The sequence below is a fragment of the Thalassobaculum fulvum genome (assembly GCF_014652915.1).
Taxonomy (GTDB): Bacteria; Pseudomonadota; Alphaproteobacteria; order Thalassobaculales; family Thalassobaculaceae; genus Thalassobaculum_A; species Thalassobaculum_A fulvum.
The window spans coordinates 174,637-196,655 of the sequence record NZ_BMZS01000002.1; the positions used below are offsets into that span (position 1 = coordinate 174,637).

Genomic DNA, 22,019 nt, shown 5'->3' on the forward strand with positions numbered 1-22,019 from the left:
CGCCCGACCTCTCAGGAGCCCGTCTTGCCGCTGCTGACCGCCGACGATCCCTCCCCCGTACGGATCGAGAACCCGAACGGACGCGCGCCGATCCTGTTCGTCTCCGACCACGATGCCAACGCGGTGCCGGCCGTGCTGAACCGTCTCGGCCTGCCGGACGACGAGCTGGGGCGCCACATCGGCTACGACCCGGGCGTGGCCCGGATCGCGCGCCGGCTGGCCGAGCGCTTCGACGCGCCGCTGATCGCGTCGGGGTACTCTCGGCTGGTGGTCGACTGCAACCGGGTGCCGTACACCCCCGGCTCGATCCCGCCGGTCTCCGACGGCACCGAGGTGCCGGGCAACCGTGACCTGGACGACGCCACGCGGCGCGAGCGCTACGCCGCGCTGTTCGAGCCGTACCACGCCGCGATCGCCGCCCATCTCGACCGGGCGATCGCCGCCTGCACGCCGCCGCTGTTCGTCGCCCTGCACAGCTTCACGCCGTTCCTGCGGGTCGGCGGCAGCGCCCGGCCCTGGCACATCGGCTTCCTGTGGGGTGCCGACGACCGCGCCACGGCGCCGATGATCGAGCTGTTCCGGCACCGCAACCCGGACGCCATGGTCGGCGCCAACCAACCCTATTCCGGCGCTACCCCCGGCGGCTACACCGTGCCGGTCCACGCCGAGGGCCGCGGGCTGCACAACCTGACCCTGGAGTTCCGCCAGGACCTGGTCTCCGACCCGGCGGGCGGCGACGCCTGGGCCGACCGCTTCGGCGACGCCCTGGCCGAGTTGCTGGAGCGCGGGCTGCCCGCTTAGGGGTGGCGGAGCCGGCCTGGACCACCGATATTTGCCCCCAGAAACGACGACCGCTTGGGAGAGCCGCCATGGCCGCCGACGAGAACCTCGACCCGCAGACCCGCACCGAGCTGGAGGCCGCCGCGTTCCGCACGCTGGTCGCGCATCTGCGCGAGCGCACCGACGTCCAGAACATCGACCTGATGAACCTCGCCGGGTTCTGCCGGAACTGCCTGTCGAAGTGGTACCGCGCCGCCGCCGAGGAGAAGGGCCTCGACATCGACTACGAGCAGGCCCGCGAGATCGTCTACGGCATGCCGTACGGCGAGTGGAAGGACAAGTACCAGAAAGAGGCCAGCGCCGAGCAGAAGGCCAAGTTCGCGGTGTCCCACCCGGGGCACTGAAGCCGGCCATGACACCGGGGTCGCCGGGCGACGGCACGGGCCACACCTTCACCGACCCGCGTCTCCGCGAGATCGCCGACGCGGTCAGCGCCGTCGGCATCCCGGTGCGCCGCGGCGCGGTGCCGGACGACCTGCTGCTGCCCGGGGTGCTGATCGACCGCGGGACGCTGTTGGTCGACGAGGCGAGGCTGCTGTTCCCGGGCGACGTCCTGCACGAGGCCGGGCACGTCGCGGTACTGCCGCCGTCGGAGCGCGAACGGACCGTGGGCCTGCTCCCGGCCGACGGCGGCCAGGAGATGGCGGCGCTCGCCTGGTCCTACGCGGCGGCGGTGGCGTTCTCGCTGCCGCTCGACGTGGTGTTCCACGACAAGTTCAAGGCCGGGGGGCGATGGCTCCGGGAGAGCTTCACGGCGGGCGTGCCGTTCGGCGTGCCGCTGCTGCAGTGGTGGGAGATGACCCGGCTACCGGACGCGCCGCCGGCGTTCGACCATCTAACCCCGTTCCCGGCCATGACCAGATGGCTGCGCGACCACGAGCCCGCCGCTGCCCCACCCGGCTGACGACGGCCTGCCCCCCATCAGCGCGGCGCCGGCAGAGGCTCCGTCCAGTCCGAGCGATCGTGCGGCGGCGGACCGGCGTCGCCGAAATACTCCTCGGCCGCCAGGATCCGCCCGCCCATCACCCGGTAGAACCCGACGGCGTACAACGCCGTGTCGCCGTCGCAGATCCTGACCCGGGCGACCGCCCCTTCGGCGGTGGCGTCGACCGCCAGCACCGTGCAGCGCCACACCCCGGGATAGGTCCGGTTCAGCCCGACATAGGCCGCGGGGCTAGGGATCCGCTCGCCGGTCTGCGGCCACACCGCCTGGAAGCCGCCATCCAGCAGGCGCTGGATGCCCGCCCAGTCGCGGGCGTTCATCCGCTCCCACAGGGCGCGGACCGGATCGGTCGGGTCGGAGATCATGGTCGCCAGCATGGGTTCGATGTTCTTTTTTTGTTCTTATCCTGTCAAGCCCCGTTTGCGGCTTGAACGCCCCCGCGCGGGCGGCTAGGTTCCGGCCCCTGTTCAAGCGGCCGAATCGAGGATGACATGGTGGACGTGGGCGGCATCGCGGGCGATCAGCTCCGCTCCTACATCGAGCGGATCGAGCGCCTGGAAGAGGAAAAGGCGGCGCTGTCCGCCGACATCCGCGACGTGTTCGCCGAGGCCAAGGGCAACGGCTTCGACGTCAAGATCATGCGCCAGGTCATCAAGCTCCGGAAGATGGACAAGGACGACCGGGACGAGCTGGAGACCGTGCTCGACCTGTACAAGCGCGCGCTCGGCATGGAGTGACACCGGCCGATGGGTCCCGGATCGGCCGCGCTCGCGCGACCGTCCGGGATGAGGTCGAGGGAATTCGACAACCATGCCCTGATCCCGGCCGGAGCGGCGAAGCCGCGAAGAGCCGGAACCCACCCCTTGCGCTGACTACTCCGCCGCGGTCTTCGCCGCCTCGGGATTCCTGAGCCGGCCGAGCAGGGTCGCCTTCTCCGCCTCGGCCCGTGCCACATGGCGTTCCTTGACGTGGCCGAAGCCGCGGATGTGCTCCGGCACGCTGGCCAGCTCGACGGCGACGGCGTGGGTCTCCGGCGTCAGCCGCGCGACGATCTCGTCGACGGTCGCGAAGTACTCGTCGCGCAGCCGGCGCTCCATCTTCCGCTCCTCGCCGCGGCCGAACAGGTCGAGCGGCCCGCCGCGCAGCCCCTTCAGCGATGCCAGCACCCGGAACGCCGGCATCATCCAGGCCCCGTAGATCGCCTTCTTCAGATGGCCGGTCTGCGGGTCGCGCTGCGCGAAGCTCGGCGGGGCGAGATGGAAGCGCAGCTTGAAGTCGCCCTCGAACTGCTCGCGCAGCTTCCGCTGGAACGAGCCGTCGGTGTACAGCCGCGCGACCTCGTACTCGTCCTTGATCGCCATCAGCTTGTAGGCGTAGCGCGCCACCGCCCTGGCGAGGTCGTCGCGGCCCGGCGTCGCCTTGCCCTCGGCCGCCGCCACCTTGTCGACCAGCGCCTTGTAGCGCGCCGCGTAGGCGGCGTCCTGGTAGGCGGTCAGGCCGTCGACGCGGATCTTCACGATCTCGTCGAGCGTCTCCGCGAAGGTCGAGCGCAGCGACTTTGCCGCCGGCTTCGGCTCGATCAGCCGCTCCACCGCCTCGCGGTCGTGGGCGGTGCGCCGGCCCCACAGGAAGGCCTGCTGGTTGAACTTGACGGCCACGCCGTTCAGCTCGATCGCCCGGTCGATCGCCTCGCGCCCGATCGGCACCAGGCCGAGCTGCCACGCGTAGCCGAGCATGAACAGGTTGGCGGCGATCGAGTCGCCGAGCAGCTTGCTGGCGATCCGGTAGGCGTCGACGAACTCGGTCGAGTTGTCGCCGGCGGCGCCGCGCAGGATCGACTGCATGCTGTCGGACGGGAACACCATGTCGGGGTTCTGGGTGAACCGGCCGGTCATGGTCTCGTGGGTGTTGACCACGGCCCGGGTCTTGTCGCGGCTGATCGCCTCCAGCCCGTCCTTCGAGGTCGCCGTGGCGATGTCGCAGGCCAGCAGCAGGTCGGTCGCCCCGGAGGCGATGCGCGGCGCGTGCAGGGCGTCGGGCGAAGCCCCGATCTTGACGTGGCTCAGCACGGCGCCGCCCTTCTGGGCGAGGCCGATCATGTCGAGCGTGGTGGCGCCCTTGCCTTCAAGATGCGCGGCCATGCCGAGCAGCGCGCCGATCGTAACCACGCCGGTGCCGCCGATGCCGGTGACCAGGATGGCGTATGGCTCGTCCAGCGACGGCAGGGTCGGCTCGGGCAGCACCTCGAACACGTCGGGTGCGCCCGCGGCCGCCGGCTTCGGCGCCGCCGAGGCGGTCTTGCGGACCTTGCCGCCGATCACGTCGACAAAGCTCGGGCAGAACCCCTTCACGCAGGAGAAGTCCTTGTTGCAGCTCGACTGGTCGATCGCCCGCTTGCGGCCGAACTCGGTCTCCAGCGGCAGCACCGACACGCAGTTCGACTGCAGGCCGCAGTCGCCGCAGCCCTCGCACACCGCCTCGTTGATGAACACCCGGCGGTTCGGGTCCTCCATGGTGCCGCGCTTGCGGCGCCGGCGCTTCTCGGCCGCACAGGTCTGGTCGTAGATCAGCACGGTGACGCCGGGAGTCTCGCGCAGCTCGCGCTGGACCTCGTCCAGGTCGTCACGGTGGTGGATGCGGGTGCCGGCCGGCCAGATGTCGTCGGACGGGTACTTGTCCGGGTCGTCGGTGACCACGTCGAGCCGGGCGACGCCCTCGGCCGCGACCTGGCGGGCGATCATCCAGGGGGTGAGCGAATTGTCCGACGGCTGGCCGCCGGTCATGGCGACCGCGTCGTTGAACAGGATCTTGTAGGTGATGTTGGCCTTGGAGGCGACCGCCATCCGGATCGCCATGCTGCCCGAGTGATTGTAGGTGCCGTCGCCGAGGTTGGCGAACACGTGCGGGGTCTCGGTGAACGGCGCCTGGCCGATCCACGAGGTGCCCTCGCCGCCCATCTGGGTGAAGGTCTCGGTCTTCCGCTCGGGCATCCAGGCCGCCATGAAGTGGCAGCCGATGCCGGCGACCGCGCGGCTGCCCTCGGGCACCCGGGTCGAGGTGTTGTGCGGGCAGCCCGAGCAGAAATACGGGGTGCGCTGGAACTCGCTCGGCTGCTTCTCGGCGCCGGCCTCGATGCGCTGCCGGATCAGGGCGCGACGGGCCTTCACGCGCTCGACGTCGGCGAACGCCAGAACCCGATCGGCGATCGCCAGCGCCACTTCGTTGGCGTGCAGCTCGCCGTTGATCCGGAACAGCTTGCGGCCGTCGGCGTCTTCCTTGCCCTCGACCACCGGCCGCCGGTCGCCCGGCAGGTCGTACAGGATGTCCTTGAGCTGCCACTCGATCAGCGAGCGCTTCTCCTCGACCACCAGCACCCGCTCGGCGCCGGCACAGGCCTCGCGCGCGCCCTCGCGCTCCAGCGGCCACGGCATGCCGACCTTGTAGACCCGGATCCCAAGGTCACGGGCCAGCTCGGCGTCGATGCCGAGGTCGTCGAGGGCCTGGCGGACGTCGAGGTAGGACTTGCCGGTGGTGACGATCACCAGCCGCGGCTTCGGGCTGTCGATCACCACCCTGTCGATAGCGTTGGCGCGCGCGAAGGCGGCGACCGCCGGCATCTTCCAGTCGTGCAGCCGCTCTTCCTGCTCGAGCCAGGGGTCCGGCCAGCGGATGTGCAGGCCGCCCGGCGGCATGGCGAACTCGGGCGTGACGATCTTCAGGGCCTGGACGTCGGTCTCGACCGAGGCCGAGCTGTCCATGATCTCGGCGGTGGTCTTGAAGCCGACCCACACCCCGGCGAACCGGCCCATGGCGAAGCCGAGCAACCCGAAGTCGAGGGTGTCCTGCACGCCGGCCGGGTTCAGCACCGGGATCGAGGCGTCGACGAAGGCGAAGTCGCTCTGGTGCGGCACGGTCGAGGACTTGGCGACGTGGTCGTCGCCGGCGATCGCCAGCACGCCGCCCCAGGGCGAGGTGCCCGCGAAGTTGGCGTGCTTGAACACGTCGCCCGAGCGGTCGACGCCCGGCCCCTTGCCGTACCAGATGCCGAACACGCCGTCGTGGGTGGCGCCGTCGAACAGGTTCGACTGCTGGCTGCCCCAGACCGCGGTGGCGGCCAGCTCCTCGTTCACGCCGGGCTGGAAGTGCACGTGGTGCTGCTTCAGCAGCTTGCCGGCCCGCCACAGCTGCTGGTCGTAGGTGCCGACCGGCGAGCCGCGGTACCCGGAGATGAAGCAGCCGGTGTTCTTACCGGCAGCCAGGTCGCGGCGCCGCTGGATCAGCGGCAGCCGGACCAGCGCCTGCACGCCGGTCAGATAGATCCGTCCCCGGTCGAGGGTATACTTGTCGTCGAGTGTGACCTCGGCCAACGCCATCGCTTCTGCCTCCCGGCCCCTGCTTCTCGCCACGACTAACGTGGGGTCGGGGGCGCTGGAAATAAGGTAAGTCTTCCTGACCTATTCGGCAATCGCCTGCAAGCCATAGAGCACGACGCCGCGGCGGCGGCGCACCGCCACGGGCCGACTCGCCGACTCTATAGCATGGCAATCGCCGGGAAACCGGACCCGCACCCAAAACAGCATTCGTGCCGAAGCACGACCGTCGACGACGGCGTCTGGCGCTGCCGGACTTGCCAATACCTCATTGATAGTTGATATCAACTTATGCACGGCAACCGGAGCAGCACCTCATGACCGTCGACATCCGCACGGAGAAACCCTCCGACCGCGAGCTGGTCCTCGCCTGCACCTTCGACGCGCCGCCGGAGATGGTCTACCGGGCCTGGACCGAGCCGGCTCTGCTCAAGCGCTGGTTCGCGCCCCGCCCCTACGAGACGCCGGTCGCCGAGCTCGACGTGCGAGCGGGCGGCGCCAGCCGGATCGTCATGCGCGGCCCCGACGGCCAGGAGTATCCGTGCCCCGGCGTGTACCTCGAGGTGGTCGAGAACCGGCGGCTGATCATGACGGATGCCTACACCGCCGCCTGGGAACCGGCCGCCAAGCCGTTCATGACCACGATCCTGAGCTTCGAGAAGGACGGCGGCCGCACCCGCTACACCGCCCGGGTCCTGCACTGGTCCGCCGAGGACTGCGACGCGCACGAGCGGATGGGCTTTCACGAAGGCTGGAGCCAGGCGGCCCGGCAGCTGGCCGAGGTCGTCGCGACCCTTTGATTCCGCTCCCCGTCTCGACGCGGCCCGGCGCTGCGGTTATGCATTCCGGGCTCGTCGGGCGGGCCCGCCGGGCGGATGCAACGGGATAGAGGGTCGTCTGGATGACCGTTCTGGTGACCGGGGTTGCCGGCTTCATCGGCATGCACGTGGCGAAGGCGCTGCTGGACCGCGGCGACCGCGTCGTCGGCATCGACAACCTCAACGCCTACTACGATCCCGCGCTCAAGCAGGCCCGGCTCGCCGAGTTGCAGGGCCGCAACGGCTTCACCTTCGACGCCGTCGACTTCTCCGACCGCGAGGCCATGGCGGCCTACGACGACGCCCATCCCGAGATCGACCGGATCGTCCACCTCGGCGCCCAGGCCGGCGTGCGCTACTCGATCGAGCAGCCCTTCGAGTACCTGCAGGCCAACCTCATGGGCCACCTGGTCATGATGGAGATGGCGCGCAGCCGCATGGACCGGTCTCCGGGCGACGGGGGCCTCAAGCACTTCGTGTACGCCAGCTCGTCCTCGGTCTACGGCGCCAACCGCGAGGTGCCGTTCTCGGTCGAGGACAGGGCCGACCGGCCGATGTCGTTCTACGGGGCGACCAAGAAGGCCAACGAGGTGATGAGCTACAGCTACGCCAGCCTGTACGGCATCCCGAGCACCGGCCTGCGGTTCTTCACGGTGTACGGGCCGTGGGGCCGACCGGACATGTCGCCCTGGCTGTTCGCCGACCGGATCCTGCGCGGACGGCCGATCGACGTGTTCAACAACGGCCAGATGCGCCGCGACTTCACCTATATCGACGACATCGTCGCCGGCGTGATCGCCGCCCTGGACCGGCCGCCGGCCGCCTCCGGGACCGACGCGCCGGCCGCCGTCTACAACCTCGGCAACCACCGGCCGGTGGCCCTGCTCGACTACATCCGGGTGATCGAGTCGGCCTGCGGGAAACCGGCCGAGCTGGTGATGAAGCCGATGCAGCCCGGCGACGTGCTGGAGACCTACGCCGACATCGAGGCCAGCCGCCGCGACCTCGGCTACGAGCCGGCCACGCCGATCGAGGTCGGCATTCCGCGATTCGTCGACTGGTTCCGGCGCTACCACGGGCTTTAGGGCCCGCCCCGGCTGCGCCACCGTCGCGACTCGCCGCGGTCGTCATCGCGGATATATGATGCCGCCCGCAACGACGGACGGCCGTCTCCAGAACGGAACCTCGCCATGCCGGACCAGCTTCGTCACATAACCACCCTGGTCGCCGCGATCCTGGTCGCCGTCGGCCTCGCCGCCGCCGGCAAGTTCGTCGGCGACGGGTTCCGTATGGGACGCGCCGCCGACCGCTACGTGACCGTGAAGGGCCTGGCCGAGCGCACCGTGACCGCCGACCTGGCGGTCTGGCCGATCCGCGTCACCGCCACCGGCAACGACCTGGGCGCGGTGCAGTCCAAGGTCGACCAGTCGGTCGACTCGCTGACCGTGTTCCTGGTCGGCGAGGGCTTGCCCAAGGAGGCGCTGGAGCGCGGCCGGGTCGAGGTCAACGACCTGATGGCCAGCCCGTACCGCCCCGAGGGCGCCGACAAGGCCCGCTACATCATCGCCCAGACCGTCACCGTGCGGACCGCCGAGGTCGACAAGGTGCGGACAGCCAGCGCCCGCACCGGCGAGCTGGTGAAGCTCGGCGTGGTGTTCGGCGACACCGGCGGCCCGGTCTACGCCTTCACCGGGCTGAACGAGATCAAGCCGGAGATGATCGCCGAGGCCACCAAGGCGGCGCGCGCCGGCGCCGAGCAGTTCGCCGCCGACAGCGGCAGCAGCGTCGGCGCGATCCGGCAGGCGAACCAGGGCGTGTTCACCATCGGCGGTCGCGAGGGCGTCGGCGCCGCGCTCGCCGACGGCGAGGTCGAGAAGCGGGTGCGCGTGGTCTCGACCATCGAGTTCTTCCTGGTCGAGTAGCCCCGGCCGATGGCCGATACCCTGATCGCCGACCTGTGCGCCGTCCTGGGCGACGACGGGGTGCTGACCGAACCGGGCGACCGTGCCGGCTACGAGACCGACCTGCTGAAGACCCGCACCGGCCGGGCGCTCGCGGTGCTGCGGCCGCGCTCGACCGGGCAGGTGTCGGCGGCCGTCCGGTTGTGTGCCGCCGCGGGCGTCGCGGTCGTACCCCAGGGCGGCAATACCGGCTTCTGCGGCGGCGCCACCCCGCCGCCCGACGGCTCGGCCGTGGTGCTGTCGACCGAACGCCTGACCCGGATCCGCCACCTCGACCCGCTCGGCGGCCACATGACCGTCGAGGCCGGCGTGACCCTGGCCGACGCCCGCGCCGAGGCGGAGCGGCACGGCCGGCTGCTGGCCCTGCACCACGGCGGGCTGTCGTCGCGGATTGGCGGCAACGTCGCCACCAACGCCGGCGGCAACAACGTGCTGCACTACGGCATGGCCCGCGGCCTGGTACTGGGTCTCGAGGTGGTGCTGGCCGACGGCCGGGTCTGGGACGGCCTGCGGGCGTTGGCCAAGGACAACGCCGGCACCGACCTCAAGCAACTGTTCATCGGCACCGAGGGCACCCTCGGGATCGTCACCGCCGCGGTGCTGAAGCTGCACCCGCTACCGCAGGCGGTGGCGACCGCGCTGGTGGCGGTGCCCGACCCGGACGCCGCCCTCGCCGTGCTGGCCCGGCTGCAGCGGGAGGTCGGCGAGGCGGTGTCGGCGGCCGAGCTGATCCCACGCGCCGGGCTCGACCTGCATTTCGCCCGGAGCGGAGGCCGGAGCGGCGCCCGCGAACCGTTCGACCGGCCGCACGACTGGCAGGTGCTGGTCGAGCTGGCGAGCGGAAGCCGGTTCTTCGACGTCGCCGGCGCCCTGGAAGCCGCCGTCGGCGCCGCCCTGGAGGCCAGCGAGGCCGACGACGCCGTGATCGCCGCCTCCGAGGCGCAGCGTGCCGGCCTGTGGGCGCTGCGCGAGGGGCTGGCGGTCGCGCAGGTCGAAACGCCCGGCAACCTGAAGAACGACACCTCGGTGCCGGTGGCGGCGATCCCCGCCTTCATCCGGGACGCCAGCGTGACATCGGCGGCGATCGTTCCGGGCTGCGTACCGATCCCGTTCGGCCATCTCGGCGACGGCAACATCCACTTCAACCTGAACCCGCCGCCCGACGGCGACCCGCAGGCCTTCACAGCGCGCTGGCCGGAGCTGATCGCGGCGATCGAGGACGTGGCGACCCGGCTCGGCGGCTCGATCGCCGCCGAGCATGGCCTCGGCCGCAGCAAGGTCGCCGCCGCCCGCCGGCTCAAGCCGGCGCTCGACCTGGAGCTGATGCGGCGCCTGAAGCACGCCCTCGACCCGGACGGCGTGCTGAACCCGGGGGTGATGCTGTAGGCCGGCTCTGCGCCGCTGAACCGACTGGACACTGCCCGCGCAGTGTGACACGCCGTCGCCATTCGCATTTCCGGCCCCCTGGTCCGGGGGCCTTCGCGCCCCTATGTCACCGCGCATGAGCGACATGGACACCGAACGCAATTCCCTCGGCGGCCGGATGCGCCGCTACGCCCGGGTCGGCAGCGCCGTCGGCGGTCTCGCCGCGCGGGTCGCCGGCGAACGCTATCTCGGCTGGAGCCTGGACAAGGGCGCCCACGCCTCGGAGCTGCGCACCGCGCTGGGCGGCCTCAAGGGGCCGCTGATGAAGGTCGCGCAGATCCTGTCGACCGTGCCGGACGCCCTGCCCAAGGAGTACGTGCAGGAGCTCAGCCACCTGCAGTCGAACGCGCCGGCCATGGGCTGGCCGTTCGTCAAGCGGCGGATGACCACCGAGCTCGGCCCGGGCTGGCAGGAGAAGTTCGCCAGCTTCGAGCACACCGCCGCCTCGGCGGCCTCGCTCGGCCAGGTACACCGCGCCACCCTGCACGACGGCCGCCAGGTCGCCGCCAAGCTGCAGTACCCGGACATGTCGTCGGCGGTCGAGGCCGACCTGCGCCAGCTCGACTGGATCTTCTCGATCTACCGCCGCTACGACAAGGCGATCGACACCAGCCAGATCCACACCGAGCTGTCGGCCCGGCTGCGCGAGGAACTGGACTACGCCCGCGAGGCCCGGCACATGGCGCTGTATCGGCGCATGCTGGCCGACGAGCCCGGCGTGTTCGTGCCCGAGGTGATCGAGGAGCTGTCGACCGACCGGCTGCTGACCATGACCTGGCTGGACGGCACCCCGCTGATGCGGTTCCTGGAGGGCGAGCCGCCGCTGGAGCTGCGCAACGCGTTCGCGCTGACCATGTTCCGGGCCTGGTACGTGCCGTTCTACTTCTACGGCGTGATCCACGGCGACCCGCACCTCGGCAACTACACGGTGCGCGACGACGGCTCGGTCAACCTGCTGGACTTCGGCTGCATCCGGATCTTCCCGAAGACTTTCGTGAAGGGCGTGATCGACCTGTACAAGGCGCTGCGCGACGACGACGAGGAACTGGCGGTCCACGCCTACCAGAGCTGGGGCTTCCACGACCTCGACCGCGAGACCATCGACGTCCTGAACATGTGGGCGCGGTTCCTGTACGGCCCGCTGCTGGAGGATCGCACCCGCAGGATCAACGAGACCGGCACCGGCCTGTACGGCCGCGAGATCGCCGAGCAGGTGCATGCCGAACTGCGGCGCCTGAACGGTGTGAGGCCGCCGCGCGAGTTCGTGCTGGTCGACCGCGCCGCGCTCGGCCTCGGCTCGGTGTTCATGCACCTCAAGGCCGAGGTCAACTGGCACCGGCTGTTCCACGAGCTGATCGAGGGCTTCGACGCCGACGCCATGGAGGGCCGGCAGTCCGAGGTGCTGGCGGCCGAGGGGCTGGAACGCCCGGATTGAACCGGTCGGCGACCCTCCCTCCCCTCCCCCTCTTTGCCGTCATTCCGGACGCCCGCGCGGCAGCGCGGGTGAGCCGGAACCCACGCGGCGACCGGCGCCGGCGGCGGCGACGCCGAAGCAGCGGGTGGGTTCCGGCTCTTCGCGACATCGTCGCTACGGCCGGAATGACGACAAGGGGGGATGGAGCACCCGACGGCACCGGCGAGCGCCCAGTTCGGCTGACGCTGCGGCATCTTGCGGGGCCGATTTCCCGCCCCTAGCCTCCGTCGAAAATCGAGGGAGGACACCGATGAGCGAACCGACGACCCTGACCGTCGAGGACGGTCTCGCCCGCCTGACCCTGAACCGGCCGGACGCCTACAACACCCTCAACCGCGAGCTCGCCAGGAGCCTGATGGAGGCGGCGGTGCGCTGCGCCCATGGCGGTGACGTGCGGGCGGTGCTGCTGACCGCGGCCGGCGCCAATTTCTGCGGCGGCGGCGACCTGAAGTCGTTCCACGCCCAGGGCGACGGCATCGACGGCCATGTCCGCGAGGTCACCTACTACCTGCACGCCGCCTGCTCGGCGTTCGCACGCATGGACGCGCCGCTGGTGATCGCAGTGCAGGGGGCCGCCGCCGGCGCCGGGCTGTCGCTCGCCCTGCTCGGCGACCTGGTGTACGCCGGCGAGAGCGCGTTCTTCACCATGGCCTACACCGCGGCGGGACTGTCGCCGGACGGCGGCTCGACCTTCATGCTGCCGCGCGTGGTCGGCCTGCGCCGGGCCCAGGAGCTGACCCTGACCAACCGCCGCCTGACCGCCGCCGAGGCGGTCGACTGGGGAATCGTGACGGCGGTCGTGCCGGACGACAGCCTGCAGCTCCACGCCGCCGAGGTGGCCCGAAAGCTCGCCCATGGCCCGAGCCGGGCGTTCGGCCGCGCCAAGCGGCTGCTGGTCGACAGCTTCGACACCAGCTTCGAGAGCCAGATGGAGCTTGAAGGCCGCTACATCGCCGCCTCCGCCATCGAGCCCGACGGCCGCGCCGGGGTCGACGCCTTCGTCAACAAGCGCAAGCCGACGTTCACGGGGCGGGCGTAGCGGAAGATGCTTCCCATTACCTCATCCCGGGCAAGCGAAGCGCGCCCCGGGACCCAGGGCCGTCCACACGCGAGGCCGGGTCCCGGCTCTGCGCTGCGCTCCGGCCGGGATGAGGGATGATGGCCGGACGCCCCTCAGTCCAGCGCCATCACCTCGCACTTCAGGTAGGCGCTCTCCGGTAGCTGCGGGTGGATCGGGTGGTCCGGCCCGGCGCCGGCCCGGCGCAGGATGCGGGCGGTCCGGCCGGACTCGCCGACGCCGCGGGCGGTCTGCTGGGCGAACGAGGCCGGATCCATGTGGAACGAGCACGACGCCAGCAGCAGCACGCCGTCCGGCGCCGTCACCTGGGCCGCCAGCCGGGCCAGCTTGCGGTAGGCCCTGGCGGCGCCGCCGACGTCCTTCTTCGACTTGGCGAAGGCCGGCGGGTCGCAGACCACCACGTCGTAGCTCTCGCCGGTCTTGATCAGGTGCTCGAGTGCGGCGAAGGCGTCGGCCTTGCGCGTGGTCACCCGGTCGGCGACGCCGCTCAGCTCGGCCGCCCGCGCCGCGATCTGCAGGGCCGGCGCGGCCCGGTCGACCAGGTCGACCCGGGCGGCGCCGGCGACCGCGCACTGCACGCCGAATCCGCCGGTGTGGCAGTACAGGTCGAGCACCCGGGCGCCGGCCGCCAGCCTGGCGACGAACGCCCGGTTGTCGCGATGATCGAAGAACCAGCCGGTCTTCTGGCCGCCCAGCGGATCGAGCGGGAACAGCGCCCCGCCCTCGGCCACCGTCGGGCTGGCCGGCACCGTGCCGGCGGCCAGCCGCACCTCGCTCGGCAAGCCCTCCAGGCCGCGCACCGAGGTGTCGTTGCGCAGCACCACGGCCGCCGGGTCCAGCACCTGGCCGAGCGCCTCCAGCAGCGCCGGCTCCAGCCGCTCCATGCCGGCGGTGTTGGCCTGCGCCACCACCACGTCGCCGAAGCGGTCGACCACCAGCCCCGGCAGGCCGTCGGCCTCGGCGTGGACCAGGCGGTAGTACGGGGCGTCGAACAGCCGCTCGCGCCAGCCGAGCGCGGTGGCCAGCCGTTCCGCCAGGAAGCCGGCGTCGATCGTCCGGTCGGCGTCGTCGTCCAGGCGCCGCAGGGCGATCAGGCTGTGCGGGTTGAAGTAGGCGCAGCACAGCGGCTCGCCCCCCTTGCCGCCACCTTCGGCCTCGACCCGCACGATGGTGCCGGGTGCGATCGCCTTGGCCTCGGCGGTCATCGCCACTTCGTTGGAGAACACCCAGGGGTGGCCGCGGCGCAGGCGGGCGTCGGCGCCGCGCTGCAGGCGGATGGTCGGGCGGGCATCGGTCATGGCGGGCTCTCCGGTCGTTCGGCGGCGGGTTATGCCACGACCGGCGGGCGCTGTCGCGGGCGCGCGGAACCGCTATGATCGGACCATGATCAAACTAGTGATTCGGCGTTTCCTCCCCGTCCTGCTGATCGCCTCCGCAGTCGCCGGTTGCGCCCAGCCGCCGCCGGTGATCCCGCAGACCACCATCAACGCCGACCAGAACGAGGTTCGCTGCCGCGCCGTCGGCAAGACCGCGCGCCGGGACGCCCGGCCGGTGCCGTACTCGATCGAGACCCTGGCACTCGGCCTGCCGGTGGTGGTGACCTGCGAACGCGAGGGCTTCCAGCCGAGCACCGAGACCATCGAGCCGCTGCCGAAGCCGCCGCTCGCCACCGCCCTGGTCCGCGGCGCCCGGCTGGCACCGATGGCCGACACCGTGCCGCCGCCGCTGGTGCCGGCCGACAGCCCGGTGCCGGCGGGGATCACGGTGCCGATGCGGCCGCTGCTGTTCACCAGCCCGGGCGCCCGCGACCGCTACTTCGGGAGGCTGCGGCAGCAGCGGGAGGAGCGCTGGCAGGCGTTCGCCGTTCGGCTCGACACCGAGTGCGGACCGTACTTCGTGCCGCCGCTCGGCACCGCGAAGCCCGATGCCGATGCCTGCCGGGCCGCCCGCGAGGTTCTCGCCCAGCAGCGCGCCGACGATCTGCGTCGCCTGGAGGTCGAGCGTCGGCGGGCGACCTTCCAGTAGCTGCGCGCCCCCGCGACAGCGTGCCGGCTTGCGCCGCCGGCCGTCAGGCGGCATGGTTCCGCCAAACCCTGCGGGAGGCGAGGGAGCCCATGAGGATCGGCATCGTAAAAGAGCGTCACCCCGGCGAACGGCGGGTGGCGGCGTCCTCCGATACCGTCAAGCGCTACGTCGGCATGGGGCTGGAGGTCCGGATCGAGACCGGCGCCGGTGTCGCGGCGGCAGTGACCGACGCGGCCTACGAGGCCGCCGGCGCCAGCATCGTGAAGACCGCCAAGGAGGCGCTGGCCGACGCCGACGTCGTTCTCAAGGTCCGCAAGCCGTCGACCGACGAGATCCCGCTGCTGAAGAAGGGTGCGGTCGTGGTCGCCCTGATGGAGCCGTACCGCGACCGGGCGCTGCTGGAAGCGCTGGCGGCCCGGGGCGTGACCGCGTTCTCGCTGGAGATGGTGCCGCGCATCACGCGGGCGCAGTCGATGGACGTGCTGTCCTCGCAGTCGAACCTGGCCGGCTATCGCGCGGTGCTGGACGCCGCCGCCGAGTTCGGGCGCGCCTTCCCGATGATGATGACCGCCGCCGGCACCGTGCCGCCGGCCCGCTGCCTGGTGATGGGCGCCGGCGTCGCCGGCCTGCAGGCGATCGCGACCGCCCGCCGGCTCGGCGCGGTGGTGTCGGCGACCGACGTGCGGCCGGCCGCCAAGGAGCAGGTCGAGAGCCTGGGCGGCACCTTCGTCGCGGTCGAGGACGAGGAGTTCAAACAGGCCGAGACCGCCGGCGGCTACGCCAAGGAGATGAGCGACGCCTACAAGAAGAAGCAGGCCGAGCTGATCGCCGAGACCATCAAGAAGCAGGACATCGTCATCACCACCGCCCTGATCCCGGGCCGACCGGCGCCGGTGCTGGTCAGCGAGGACATGGTGAAGACCATGAAGCCGGGCTCGGTGATCGTCGACCTGGCGGTCGAGCAGGGCGGCAACTGCCCGCTGTCGAAGCCCGGCGAGGTGGTCGAGGCGTACGGCGTGAAGATCGTCGGCCACACCAACGTGCCGAGCCGGATCGCGGTCGACGCCAGCGCGCTGTACGCGAAGAACCTGCTGAACTTCCTGACGCCGCTGGTCGACGCCGAGAGCAAGTCGCTGAAGATCGACGAGAGCGACGAGATCATCAAGGCGTCGATGATCGCCAAGGACGGCAAGGTGGTCAGCGAAGCGGTGCTGAAGCTGCCGCTCGAGGAAGCGCCGAAAGCCGCGGCACCGAAGGCCGCCGCTCCGAAAGCGGCGGCGGCGCCGAAGCCCAAAGCCGCGGCCAAACCCAAGGCTGCGGCCAAGCCCAAGGCGGCCCCCAAGCCGAAGAAGGCCGATAGCGGCGAGACCACGGGCAGCGGGGCCGACGGCTCCGGCTCCGAGTCCTGAGGGAGGCGACGATGGCGGAGACTTCGCTTACCGAACAGCTGCGCGCGCTCGCCGAGCAGGCCCAGGCGCTGGCGGCCAAAGCCACCGAGGCGGCGGCGAGCGCCGGCCAGCAGGCCGTCGCGGCGGTTCCGGCCGCACCCGGCCATGACGGCGGCCAGTTCGACCCGGCGGTGGTCGGCCTCACGGTGTTCGTGCTGGCGTGTTTCGTCGGCTACTACGTGGTCTGGCGGGTGACCCCGGCGCTGCACTCGCCGCTGATGGCGGTCACCAACGCGATCTCGTCGGTGATCATCGTCGGCGCGCTGATCGCCGCCGGCCCGGCCCAGATGGACTTCTCGTCGATCATGGGTTTCTTCGCGGTGATCCTGGCGAGCGTCAATATCTTCGGCGGCTTCCTGGTGACCCAGCGAATGCTGTCGATGTTCCGGAAGAAGAAGTGAGTCGGGAGAGCATGTGATGAGCGGCACGATCTCGGCCCTTCTCTACCTCGTCTCCAGCGTCTGCTTCATCATGGCGCTGCGCGGACTGTCGTCGCCGGAGACGGCGCGCCAGGGCAACCTGTTCGGCATGGTCGGCATGGTGATCGCCATCGGCACCACGCTGGCGCTGCCCTCGGTGCTGTCCTACGAGACCATCATCCTCGGCATCGTGATCGGCGGCGCCATCGGCGCGGTGATCGCCCGGCGCATCCAGATGACGGCGCTGCCGCAGCTGGTCGCGGCGTTCCACAGCCTCGTCGGCCTCGCCGCCTGCTTCGTGGCGGTGGCGGCGTTCTACCGTCCGGAGGCCTACGGCATCGGCCAGACCGGGGCGATCGCCACGAGCTCGCTGGTCGAGATGTCGCTCGGCCTCGCCATCGGCGCGATCACCTTCACGGGCTCGATCATCGCGTTCGGCAAGCTGCAGGGCCTGGTCACCGGCAGGCCGCTGGTGTTCACCGGGCAGCATCCGCTGAACGCCGCCCTCGGCATCGCCGTGTTCGTCCTGATCGGCTGGCTGATCGCCGACCAGAACCCGACGGCGTTCTGGCTGATCTTCGCGGTGTCGCTGGCCCTCGGCTTCCTGCTGATCCTGCCGATCGGCGGCGCCGACATGCCGGTCGTGGTGTCGATGCTGAACTCCTACTCGGGCTGGGCCGCCTGCGGCATCGGCTTCACCCTGGAGAACAGCCTGCTGATCGTCACCGGCGCGCTGGTCGGCTCGTCCGGCGCCATCCTCAGCTACATCATGTGCAAGGGGATGAACCGGTCGTTCTTCAACGTCATCCTCGGCGGCTTCGGCGGCGAGACCGCGGCGGCCGCCGGCGGCCCCGGCGGCGACCGCAACGTGAAGGCGGGCAGCGCCGAGGATGCGGCGTTCATCATGGACAACGCCGCCTCGGTGATCATCGTGCCGGGCTACGGCATGGCGGTCGCCCAGGCCCAGCATGCGCTGCGTGAGATGGCCGACCTGCTGAAGAGCAACGGCGTCCAGGTGCGCTACGCCATCCACCCGGTGGCCGGCCGGATGCCCGGGCACATGAACGTGCTGCTGGCCGAGGCCAACGTGCCGTACGACGAGGTGCTGGAACTGGAGGAGATCAACCGCGACTTCGCGCAGACCGACGTCGCCTTCGTGATCGGCGCCAACGACGTGACCAACCCGGCCGCCAAGACCGATCCGACCAGCCCGATCTACGGCATGCCGATCCTTGACGTCGAGCGGGCCAAGACCGTGCTGTTCGTGAAGCGGTCGATGGCCTCGGGCTACGCCGGCGTGGAGAACGAGCTGTTCTTCCGCGACAACACCATGATGCTGTTCGGCGACGCCAAGAAAATGTGCGAGGAGATCCTCAAGTCGCTCGAGTGAGGGGGCCGGCCTGGAAAGCGCGCTAGCCGAACGGGAGCGTCTCGTCGCGATCTGGCGGCGCCTGAGGAAGGGACGCGAGCTTCCGACCTGGGAGGATTTCGACCCGACCGAGGTCAAGAGCCTGCTGCCGTACATCGTGGTGGTCGAGCTGGTCGGCGAGCCGGTCCGCTATCGCGTGCGGCTGTACGGCACGGCGATCGCGGCCCTGCGCGGCGACGACCTGACCGGGCGCTACCTGGACGAGCCCGGCGCCCTGCCGCCGGGTCTCTGGCCGCAGTTCAAGGCCACCTACGACGAGGCGACGACCGCCCGCGAGCCGGTGGCGCGCGACGTCACCTATCGACGCCTCTCGGACCAGACGCGGGAGTGGCAGCACTGCCGGGTCATCCTGCCGTTCGCACGGGGCGACGGTACCGACGTCGCGATCCTGATGGTCGCCATCATTCCGGCCGGCGAGACCGACGGACGGCCCGAGGCGGAGGCCGGGAACTGAGCGGCGGCAACCCGACGGCAGGGCAAGGATGCGACGACGCGACTTCCTGACGGCCACCCTCGGCGTTCTCGCCGGATGCGCCCGACCGCCCGAGCCGCCGCCGCCCCCGGCACCGCCCGCGACCCCGGCCGTGCTGCCGCCACCGCCGGCCAGGCCGGTGGTGCCGATCCGCGCCGACTACATCGTCGTGCGCAAGGCCGCCCACGAGATGACGCTGTACAAGGACGGCCAGGCGGTGAAGACCTACCGGGTCGCACTCGGCACCGGCGGCCTCGAGCCGAAGCGGCAGGCCGGCGACAACCGGGTGCCGGAAGGGCTGTACCGGATCGTCGGGCGCAACCCGAACAGCGAGTTCCACCGCTCCCTCGCCATCAGCTATCCCGAGCCGCGTGACATCGCCGCCGCCCGCGCCCGCGGCGTCGCGCCCGGCGGCGGGATCATGATCCACGGCATCCGCAACGGCCTCGGCTGGCTCGGGCCGCTGCACCTGCGCGACGACTGGACCGCCGGCTGCATCGCGGTGACCGACGAGGAGATCGAGGAGATCTGGAACGCGGTGCCCGACGGCACGCCGATCCGGATCCTGCCGTAGCGGGCCCTATTCCACCCGGATGCGCGCCGCCAGCTCGTGCAGGGCCGGCAGCCCCGGTTCCTTGCGCGGCCAGGTCAGGCCGACGCCGTCGTCGGCGTGGCGCGGCAGCACGTGCAGGTGGACGTGCGGCACGGTCTGCCAGCCGGCCGGCCGGTTGGCCTGCAGGATGGTGATGCCGGCCGGCGCGAACGCCGCCTCGACCGCGCGCGCCACCCTGGCGGCGGTCCGGAACAGCGCCGCCGCCTGGTCGTCGGTCAGGTCGAGGATGGTGGCGCAGGGATGGGTGGTGGCGACGATCACGTGGCCGGGGTTGACCTGCCCGGCGTCCATGAAGGCGATGGTGTCGGCGTCCTCGTAAACCCTCGCGCACGGGATCTCGCCGCGCAGGATCCGGGCGAACACGTTGCCGTCGTCGTAGGCCATGACTCCCTCCCCCGCGGTGCCCGTCGCCGGACTTCCCGTCACCCTACTCCGGCGCCATCCCCTTGGCAGTCAGTTCCTCGACCGCCCGCTCGTTCTTGGCCAGGCCCTCCAGCCCCATGCCGCGCAGCACGTGCGGCGCCTTGGTGAACTGGATGTTGTCGTAGCCGACGATCTCGATCCGGTTGCCCCAGGGATCGAGGAAGTCGAGAAACCGGCCCGGCAGCAGCTCGACGCCGGCCGCGATCAGCGCCTGCCGGACCGCCTCCTTGTCGGTCACCACCAGGCCGAAATGCCGGCCCTCGTCGGCCGGCTGGGTCCGGCCCTTCTGCAGGGCCAGGAACTGGTCGCCGAGGTCGATGAAGGCCGAGGTCTCGCCCCTGCTGCGCAGCTCGAAGCGGAACAGCCTGCCGTAGAACTCGAGCGCCGCATCGATGTCGCCAACCTCCAGGGCGACGTGGTTGAACCCGACGGCGCGGGCCTTCGGAGTCTCGGTCATGGGTTCCTCCCTGGTCTCGCCGGCGCTTCGGCGCCATCGGGGTCATATGCGGACGCGCGACTTTAATACAAGTCTATACTTGTGTTAACCTGGCCTTCCGCCGGTAGTGCGCCCGCCCCTTCGCGCGGTTGCCGCAACCCTGCATCGAGCACCAGCGCCGCCGCGCGCCCCGGCTCTCGTCCAGGAACAGCCAGCCGCAGCCCTCGCCGGCGCACATCCGGACGCGTGCGCGCCGGTCCGGATCGGTCAGCAGCTCGGCCGCCGAGCGCGCGATGGCGCCGAGCAGCGCGTCGGTTCCCCCATCCGTCCCGTCCGCCCAGACCACCTCGTCGCCGGAGACCCGCAGCCGCCGGCCCGCCGGCGCCCGCTCCAGGGCCCGGTTGATCTCCGCGACCGCGTCGCCGGGGACCGTCTCTGCCTTCGCTTTCGCCCGGAACACCGCCCACACCGCGTCGCGCAGCCGGCAGGCTCGGTGCAGGTCGGCAGCGGCGGGGTCGACATCGCCGGCGCCGGCGATCCGTGCCCAGGCCGCAAGGCACTCGGCGTCGGCCAGCAGCTCGACGCGACGCTCGGAGTCGTGCCAATCGACCGTGTTCGCGAAATCGAGGCACAGCACGCCGCCGATCGGCCGGTAGTTCGCTCGCAGGATATCGCTCGGGGTCATGCCGCCACCATAGGCGCGGCTCATGCATGACGCCAGGATATTTGACTGTTTAACCGGTTAAACGGTTTGACACGAGAGAACCCCGGAACTACCGTCCGCCGATGACCGACCTTCCCGCCGAACCGGCGCCCAGCCGGCCCGTCGTCTTCACCCGCGACGGCTTCGCCCGCGGCTTCCGCATGGCGACGCCGCTGGCGTTGAGCGGCGTGCTGTTCAGCATCGCGTTCGGCGTGCTGGCGCGGGAGGCCGGGCTGAGCCTCGGCGAGACCGTCCTGATGAGCGCCACGGTGTTCGCCGGCGCCTCACAGATGGCCGCCCTCGACCTGTGGTCGGCGCTACCGCCGATCCTTGTGCTGGCGCTCGCCACCTTCGCCATCAACGTCCGCCACGTGGTGATGGGCGCCGCCCTGCGCCCGTGGTTCTCGAAGCTGCCGTCGTCGACCGCGCACCTGTCGCTGTGGTTCATGACCGACGCCAACTGGGCGATGGCCATGGCCGAGCACCGCCGGGGCGAGCGCGACGCCGCCATCCTGATCGGCTCCGGCATCGTCATGTGGTTCGGCTGGGTCTCAGGCAGCGCGATCGGCCATCTGGTCGGGGCGGCGCTGGGCGACCCGCGGGTCTATGGCGTCGACGTCGTGCTGCCGGCGTTCTTCGCGCTGATGCTGACCCCGCTGTGGCCGGGCCGGACCCGGGCCTGGCCGTGGGCGATCGCCGCCGGGGTCGCGGTGGCCGCGCACATGGTGCTGCCGGGCTACTGGCACGTCATCGTCGGCGGCCTCGCCGGCAGCCTAGCCGCCGCCTGGGCCGAGCGGAGGACGGCATGAGCCCGGAGATCCAGACGGTGGCCGCGATCCTGGTCATGGCGGCCGTCACCTACCTGACCCGGGTCGGCGGCTTCTGGCTGATGATCCTGGTGCCGGAGGGCGGGTTCGTGCGGCGCTGGCTGCACCACCTGCCGGGGGCCGTGGTGATCGCCATCCTAGCGCCGATGGCGCTGGAAGGCGGCTGGGGCGCGCCGGTGGCGATCGCCGCCGCCGTGGCCATGGCGATGCTGCGGCTCTCCGCCCTGATCGCCACCTTCGGCGCGGTGGCGCTGGTAGCGGTGTTGCGCCAGCTGATCTGACGCTACAAGTCTCCGGGCAGCGCGAACCGGAGGA

The 22,019-nt window shown here is 71.2% G+C and carries 23 protein-coding genes and 1 pseudogene; 18 read left to right on the top strand and 6 right to left on the bottom strand.

Translation table 11 applies throughout. The features are described from left to right. The first annotated feature begins 24 nt into the window (after positions 1-24). From IE246_RS03975 to IE246_RS03985, 3 genes are all read left to right on the top strand, one after another. Complete coding sequence (locus IE246_RS03975) at positions 25-801, top strand: N-formylglutamate amidohydrolase (protein WP_229836341.1); 777 nt, start codon at positions 25-27, stop codon at positions 799-801. Positions 802-869: 68 nt separating this feature from the next. Continuing rightward, positions 870-1,184 carry a DUF1244 domain-containing protein gene (locus tag IE246_RS03980; protein WP_189987648.1) on the top strand — a complete coding sequence of 105 codons (315 nt, stop codon included), beginning with the start codon at positions 870-872 and terminating at the stop codon, positions 1,182-1,184. Between the two features lie 8 nt (positions 1,185-1,192). After that, positions 1,193-1,744, top strand: a complete 552-nt coding sequence (locus IE246_RS03985; RefSeq protein WP_189987649.1) for a hypothetical protein — start codon at positions 1,193-1,195, stop codon at positions 1,742-1,744. 17 nt (positions 1,745-1,761) lie between these two features. On the opposite strand, the gene IE246_RS03990 is transcribed toward IE246_RS03985, so the two are convergent. Beyond that, positions 1,762-2,160: a hypothetical protein gene (locus IE246_RS03990; RefSeq protein WP_189987650.1), complete on the bottom strand. Its 399-nt coding sequence runs from the start codon at positions 2,158-2,160 to the stop codon at positions 1,762-1,764. A 114-nt stretch (positions 2,161-2,274) separates the two neighbouring features. On the opposite strand from IE246_RS03990, the gene IE246_RS03995 reads away from it, so the two are divergent. Then, positions 2,275-2,520 (top strand): DUF2312 domain-containing protein, encoded by a 246-nt coding sequence (locus tag IE246_RS03995; protein WP_189987651.1) that lies wholly within the window; start codon positions 2,275-2,277, stop codon positions 2,518-2,520. 135 nt (positions 2,521-2,655) lie between these two features. On the opposite strand, the gene IE246_RS04000 is transcribed toward IE246_RS03995, so the two are convergent. Beyond that, positions 2,656-6,156 carry an indolepyruvate ferredoxin oxidoreductase family protein gene (locus IE246_RS04000; protein ID WP_189987652.1) on the bottom strand — a complete coding sequence of 1,167 codons (3,501 nt, stop codon included), beginning with the start codon at positions 6,154-6,156 and terminating at the stop codon, positions 2,656-2,658. Positions 6,157-6,470: 314 nt separating this feature from the next. Between IE246_RS04000 and IE246_RS04005 the strand changes: the two genes are divergently transcribed. From IE246_RS04005 to IE246_RS04030, 6 genes are all read left to right on the top strand, one after another. Then, positions 6,471-6,953 carry an SRPBCC family protein gene (locus IE246_RS04005; RefSeq protein WP_189987653.1) on the top strand — a complete coding sequence of 161 codons (483 nt, stop codon included), beginning with the start codon at positions 6,471-6,473 and terminating at the stop codon, positions 6,951-6,953. A 101-nt stretch (positions 6,954-7,054) separates the two neighbouring features. Beyond that, positions 7,055-8,056, top strand: a complete 1,002-nt coding sequence (locus tag IE246_RS04010; protein WP_189987654.1) for an SDR family NAD(P)-dependent oxidoreductase — start codon at positions 7,055-7,057, stop codon at positions 8,054-8,056. A 105-nt stretch (positions 8,057-8,161) separates the two neighbouring features. Then, entirely contained in the window at positions 8,162-8,893 is a 732-nt protein-coding gene (locus IE246_RS04015; protein WP_189987655.1) for an SIMPL domain-containing protein, read from the top strand. Positions 8,894-8,902: 9 nt separating this feature from the next. After that, positions 8,903-10,318 (top strand): FAD-binding oxidoreductase, encoded by a 1,416-nt coding sequence (locus IE246_RS04020; RefSeq protein ID WP_189987656.1) that lies wholly within the window; start codon positions 8,903-8,905, stop codon positions 10,316-10,318. A 115-nt stretch (positions 10,319-10,433) separates the two neighbouring features. Then, positions 10,434-11,792 (top strand): ABC1 kinase family protein, encoded by a 1,359-nt coding sequence (locus IE246_RS04025; RefSeq protein ID WP_229836362.1) that lies wholly within the window; start codon positions 10,434-10,436, stop codon positions 11,790-11,792. 289 nt (positions 11,793-12,081) lie between these two features. Beyond that, on the top strand, positions 12,082-12,870 hold the full coding sequence (locus IE246_RS04030; RefSeq protein ID WP_189987657.1) for an enoyl-CoA hydratase-related protein: 789 nt from the start codon (positions 12,082-12,084) through the stop codon (positions 12,868-12,870). A 134-nt stretch (positions 12,871-13,004) separates the two neighbouring features. Here IE246_RS04030 and IE246_RS04035 read toward each other — a convergent pair whose 3' ends face one another. Further along, a complete protein-coding gene (locus tag IE246_RS04035; protein WP_189987658.1) occupies positions 13,005-14,207 on the bottom strand; it encodes a class I SAM-dependent rRNA methyltransferase in 1,203 nt (400 codons plus the stop codon). A gap of 85 nt (positions 14,208-14,292) precedes the next feature. Here IE246_RS04035 and IE246_RS04040 point away from each other — a divergent pair, with 85 nt between their 5' ends. From IE246_RS04040 to IE246_RS04065, 6 genes and pseudogenes are all read left to right on the top strand, one after another. Further along, complete coding sequence (locus IE246_RS04040) at positions 14,293-14,934, top strand: hypothetical protein (protein WP_189987659.1); 642 nt, start codon at positions 14,293-14,295, stop codon at positions 14,932-14,934. 89 nt (positions 14,935-15,023) lie between these two features. Then, positions 15,024-16,226, top strand: a pseudogene (locus tag IE246_RS04045) (Re/Si-specific NAD(P)(+) transhydrogenase subunit alpha); the annotation flags it as partial. Between the two features lie 128 nt (positions 16,227-16,354). Further along, the gene (locus IE246_RS04050) at positions 16,355-16,783 is read left to right on the top strand and encodes an NAD(P) transhydrogenase subunit alpha part 2 (protein WP_189987661.1); all 429 of its coding nucleotides are present in this window, start codon (positions 16,355-16,357) and stop codon (positions 16,781-16,783) included. Positions 16,784-16,799: 16 nt separating this feature from the next. Continuing rightward, the gene (locus IE246_RS04055; protein ID WP_189987662.1) at positions 16,800-18,191 is read left to right on the top strand and encodes an NAD(P)(+) transhydrogenase (Re/Si-specific) subunit beta; all 1,392 of its coding nucleotides are present in this window, start codon (positions 16,800-16,802) and stop codon (positions 18,189-18,191) included. A 10-nt stretch (positions 18,192-18,201) separates the two neighbouring features. Next, entirely contained in the window at positions 18,202-18,684 is a 483-nt protein-coding gene (locus IE246_RS04060; RefSeq protein ID WP_189988093.1) for a PAS domain-containing protein, read from the top strand. A gap of 28 nt (positions 18,685-18,712) precedes the next feature. Next, positions 18,713-19,276 carry a L,D-transpeptidase family protein gene (locus IE246_RS04065; RefSeq protein WP_189987663.1) on the top strand — a complete coding sequence of 188 codons (564 nt, stop codon included), beginning with the start codon at positions 18,713-18,715 and terminating at the stop codon, positions 19,274-19,276. Between the two features lie 6 nt (positions 19,277-19,282). On the opposite strand, the gene IE246_RS04070 is transcribed toward IE246_RS04065, so the two are convergent. The 3 genes from IE246_RS04070 to IE246_RS04080 all read right to left on the bottom strand — a co-directional run bounded on the left by IE246_RS04070 (position 19,283) and on the right by IE246_RS04080 (position 20,883). Beyond that, positions 19,283-19,699: an HIT family protein gene (locus IE246_RS04070; protein WP_189987664.1), complete on the bottom strand. Its 417-nt coding sequence runs from the start codon at positions 19,697-19,699 to the stop codon at positions 19,283-19,285. A 43-nt stretch (positions 19,700-19,742) separates the two neighbouring features. Then, positions 19,743-20,195, bottom strand: coding sequence for a VOC family protein (locus IE246_RS04075; protein ID WP_189987665.1), 453 nt, complete (start codon positions 20,193-20,195; stop codon positions 19,743-19,745). A gap of 73 nt (positions 20,196-20,268) precedes the next feature. Further along, positions 20,269-20,883 (bottom strand): CGNR zinc finger domain-containing protein, encoded by a 615-nt coding sequence (locus IE246_RS04080; protein ID WP_189987666.1) that lies wholly within the window; start codon positions 20,881-20,883, stop codon positions 20,269-20,271. Positions 20,884-20,960: 77 nt separating this feature from the next. Between IE246_RS04080 and IE246_RS04085 the strand changes: the two genes are divergently transcribed. Together IE246_RS04085 and IE246_RS04090 are read left to right on the top strand one after the other, a co-directional pair. Further along, positions 20,961-21,686: an AzlC family ABC transporter permease gene (locus IE246_RS04085; RefSeq protein WP_189987667.1), complete on the top strand. Its 726-nt coding sequence runs from the start codon at positions 20,961-20,963 to the stop codon at positions 21,684-21,686. Further along, complete coding sequence (locus tag IE246_RS04090; RefSeq protein WP_189987668.1) at positions 21,683-21,985, top strand: AzlD family protein; 303 nt, start codon at positions 21,683-21,685, stop codon at positions 21,983-21,985. Before IE246_RS04085 ends, IE246_RS04090 begins: the two co-directional genes overlap by 4 nt. The last annotated feature ends 34 nt before the right edge of the window (positions 21,986-22,019 follow it).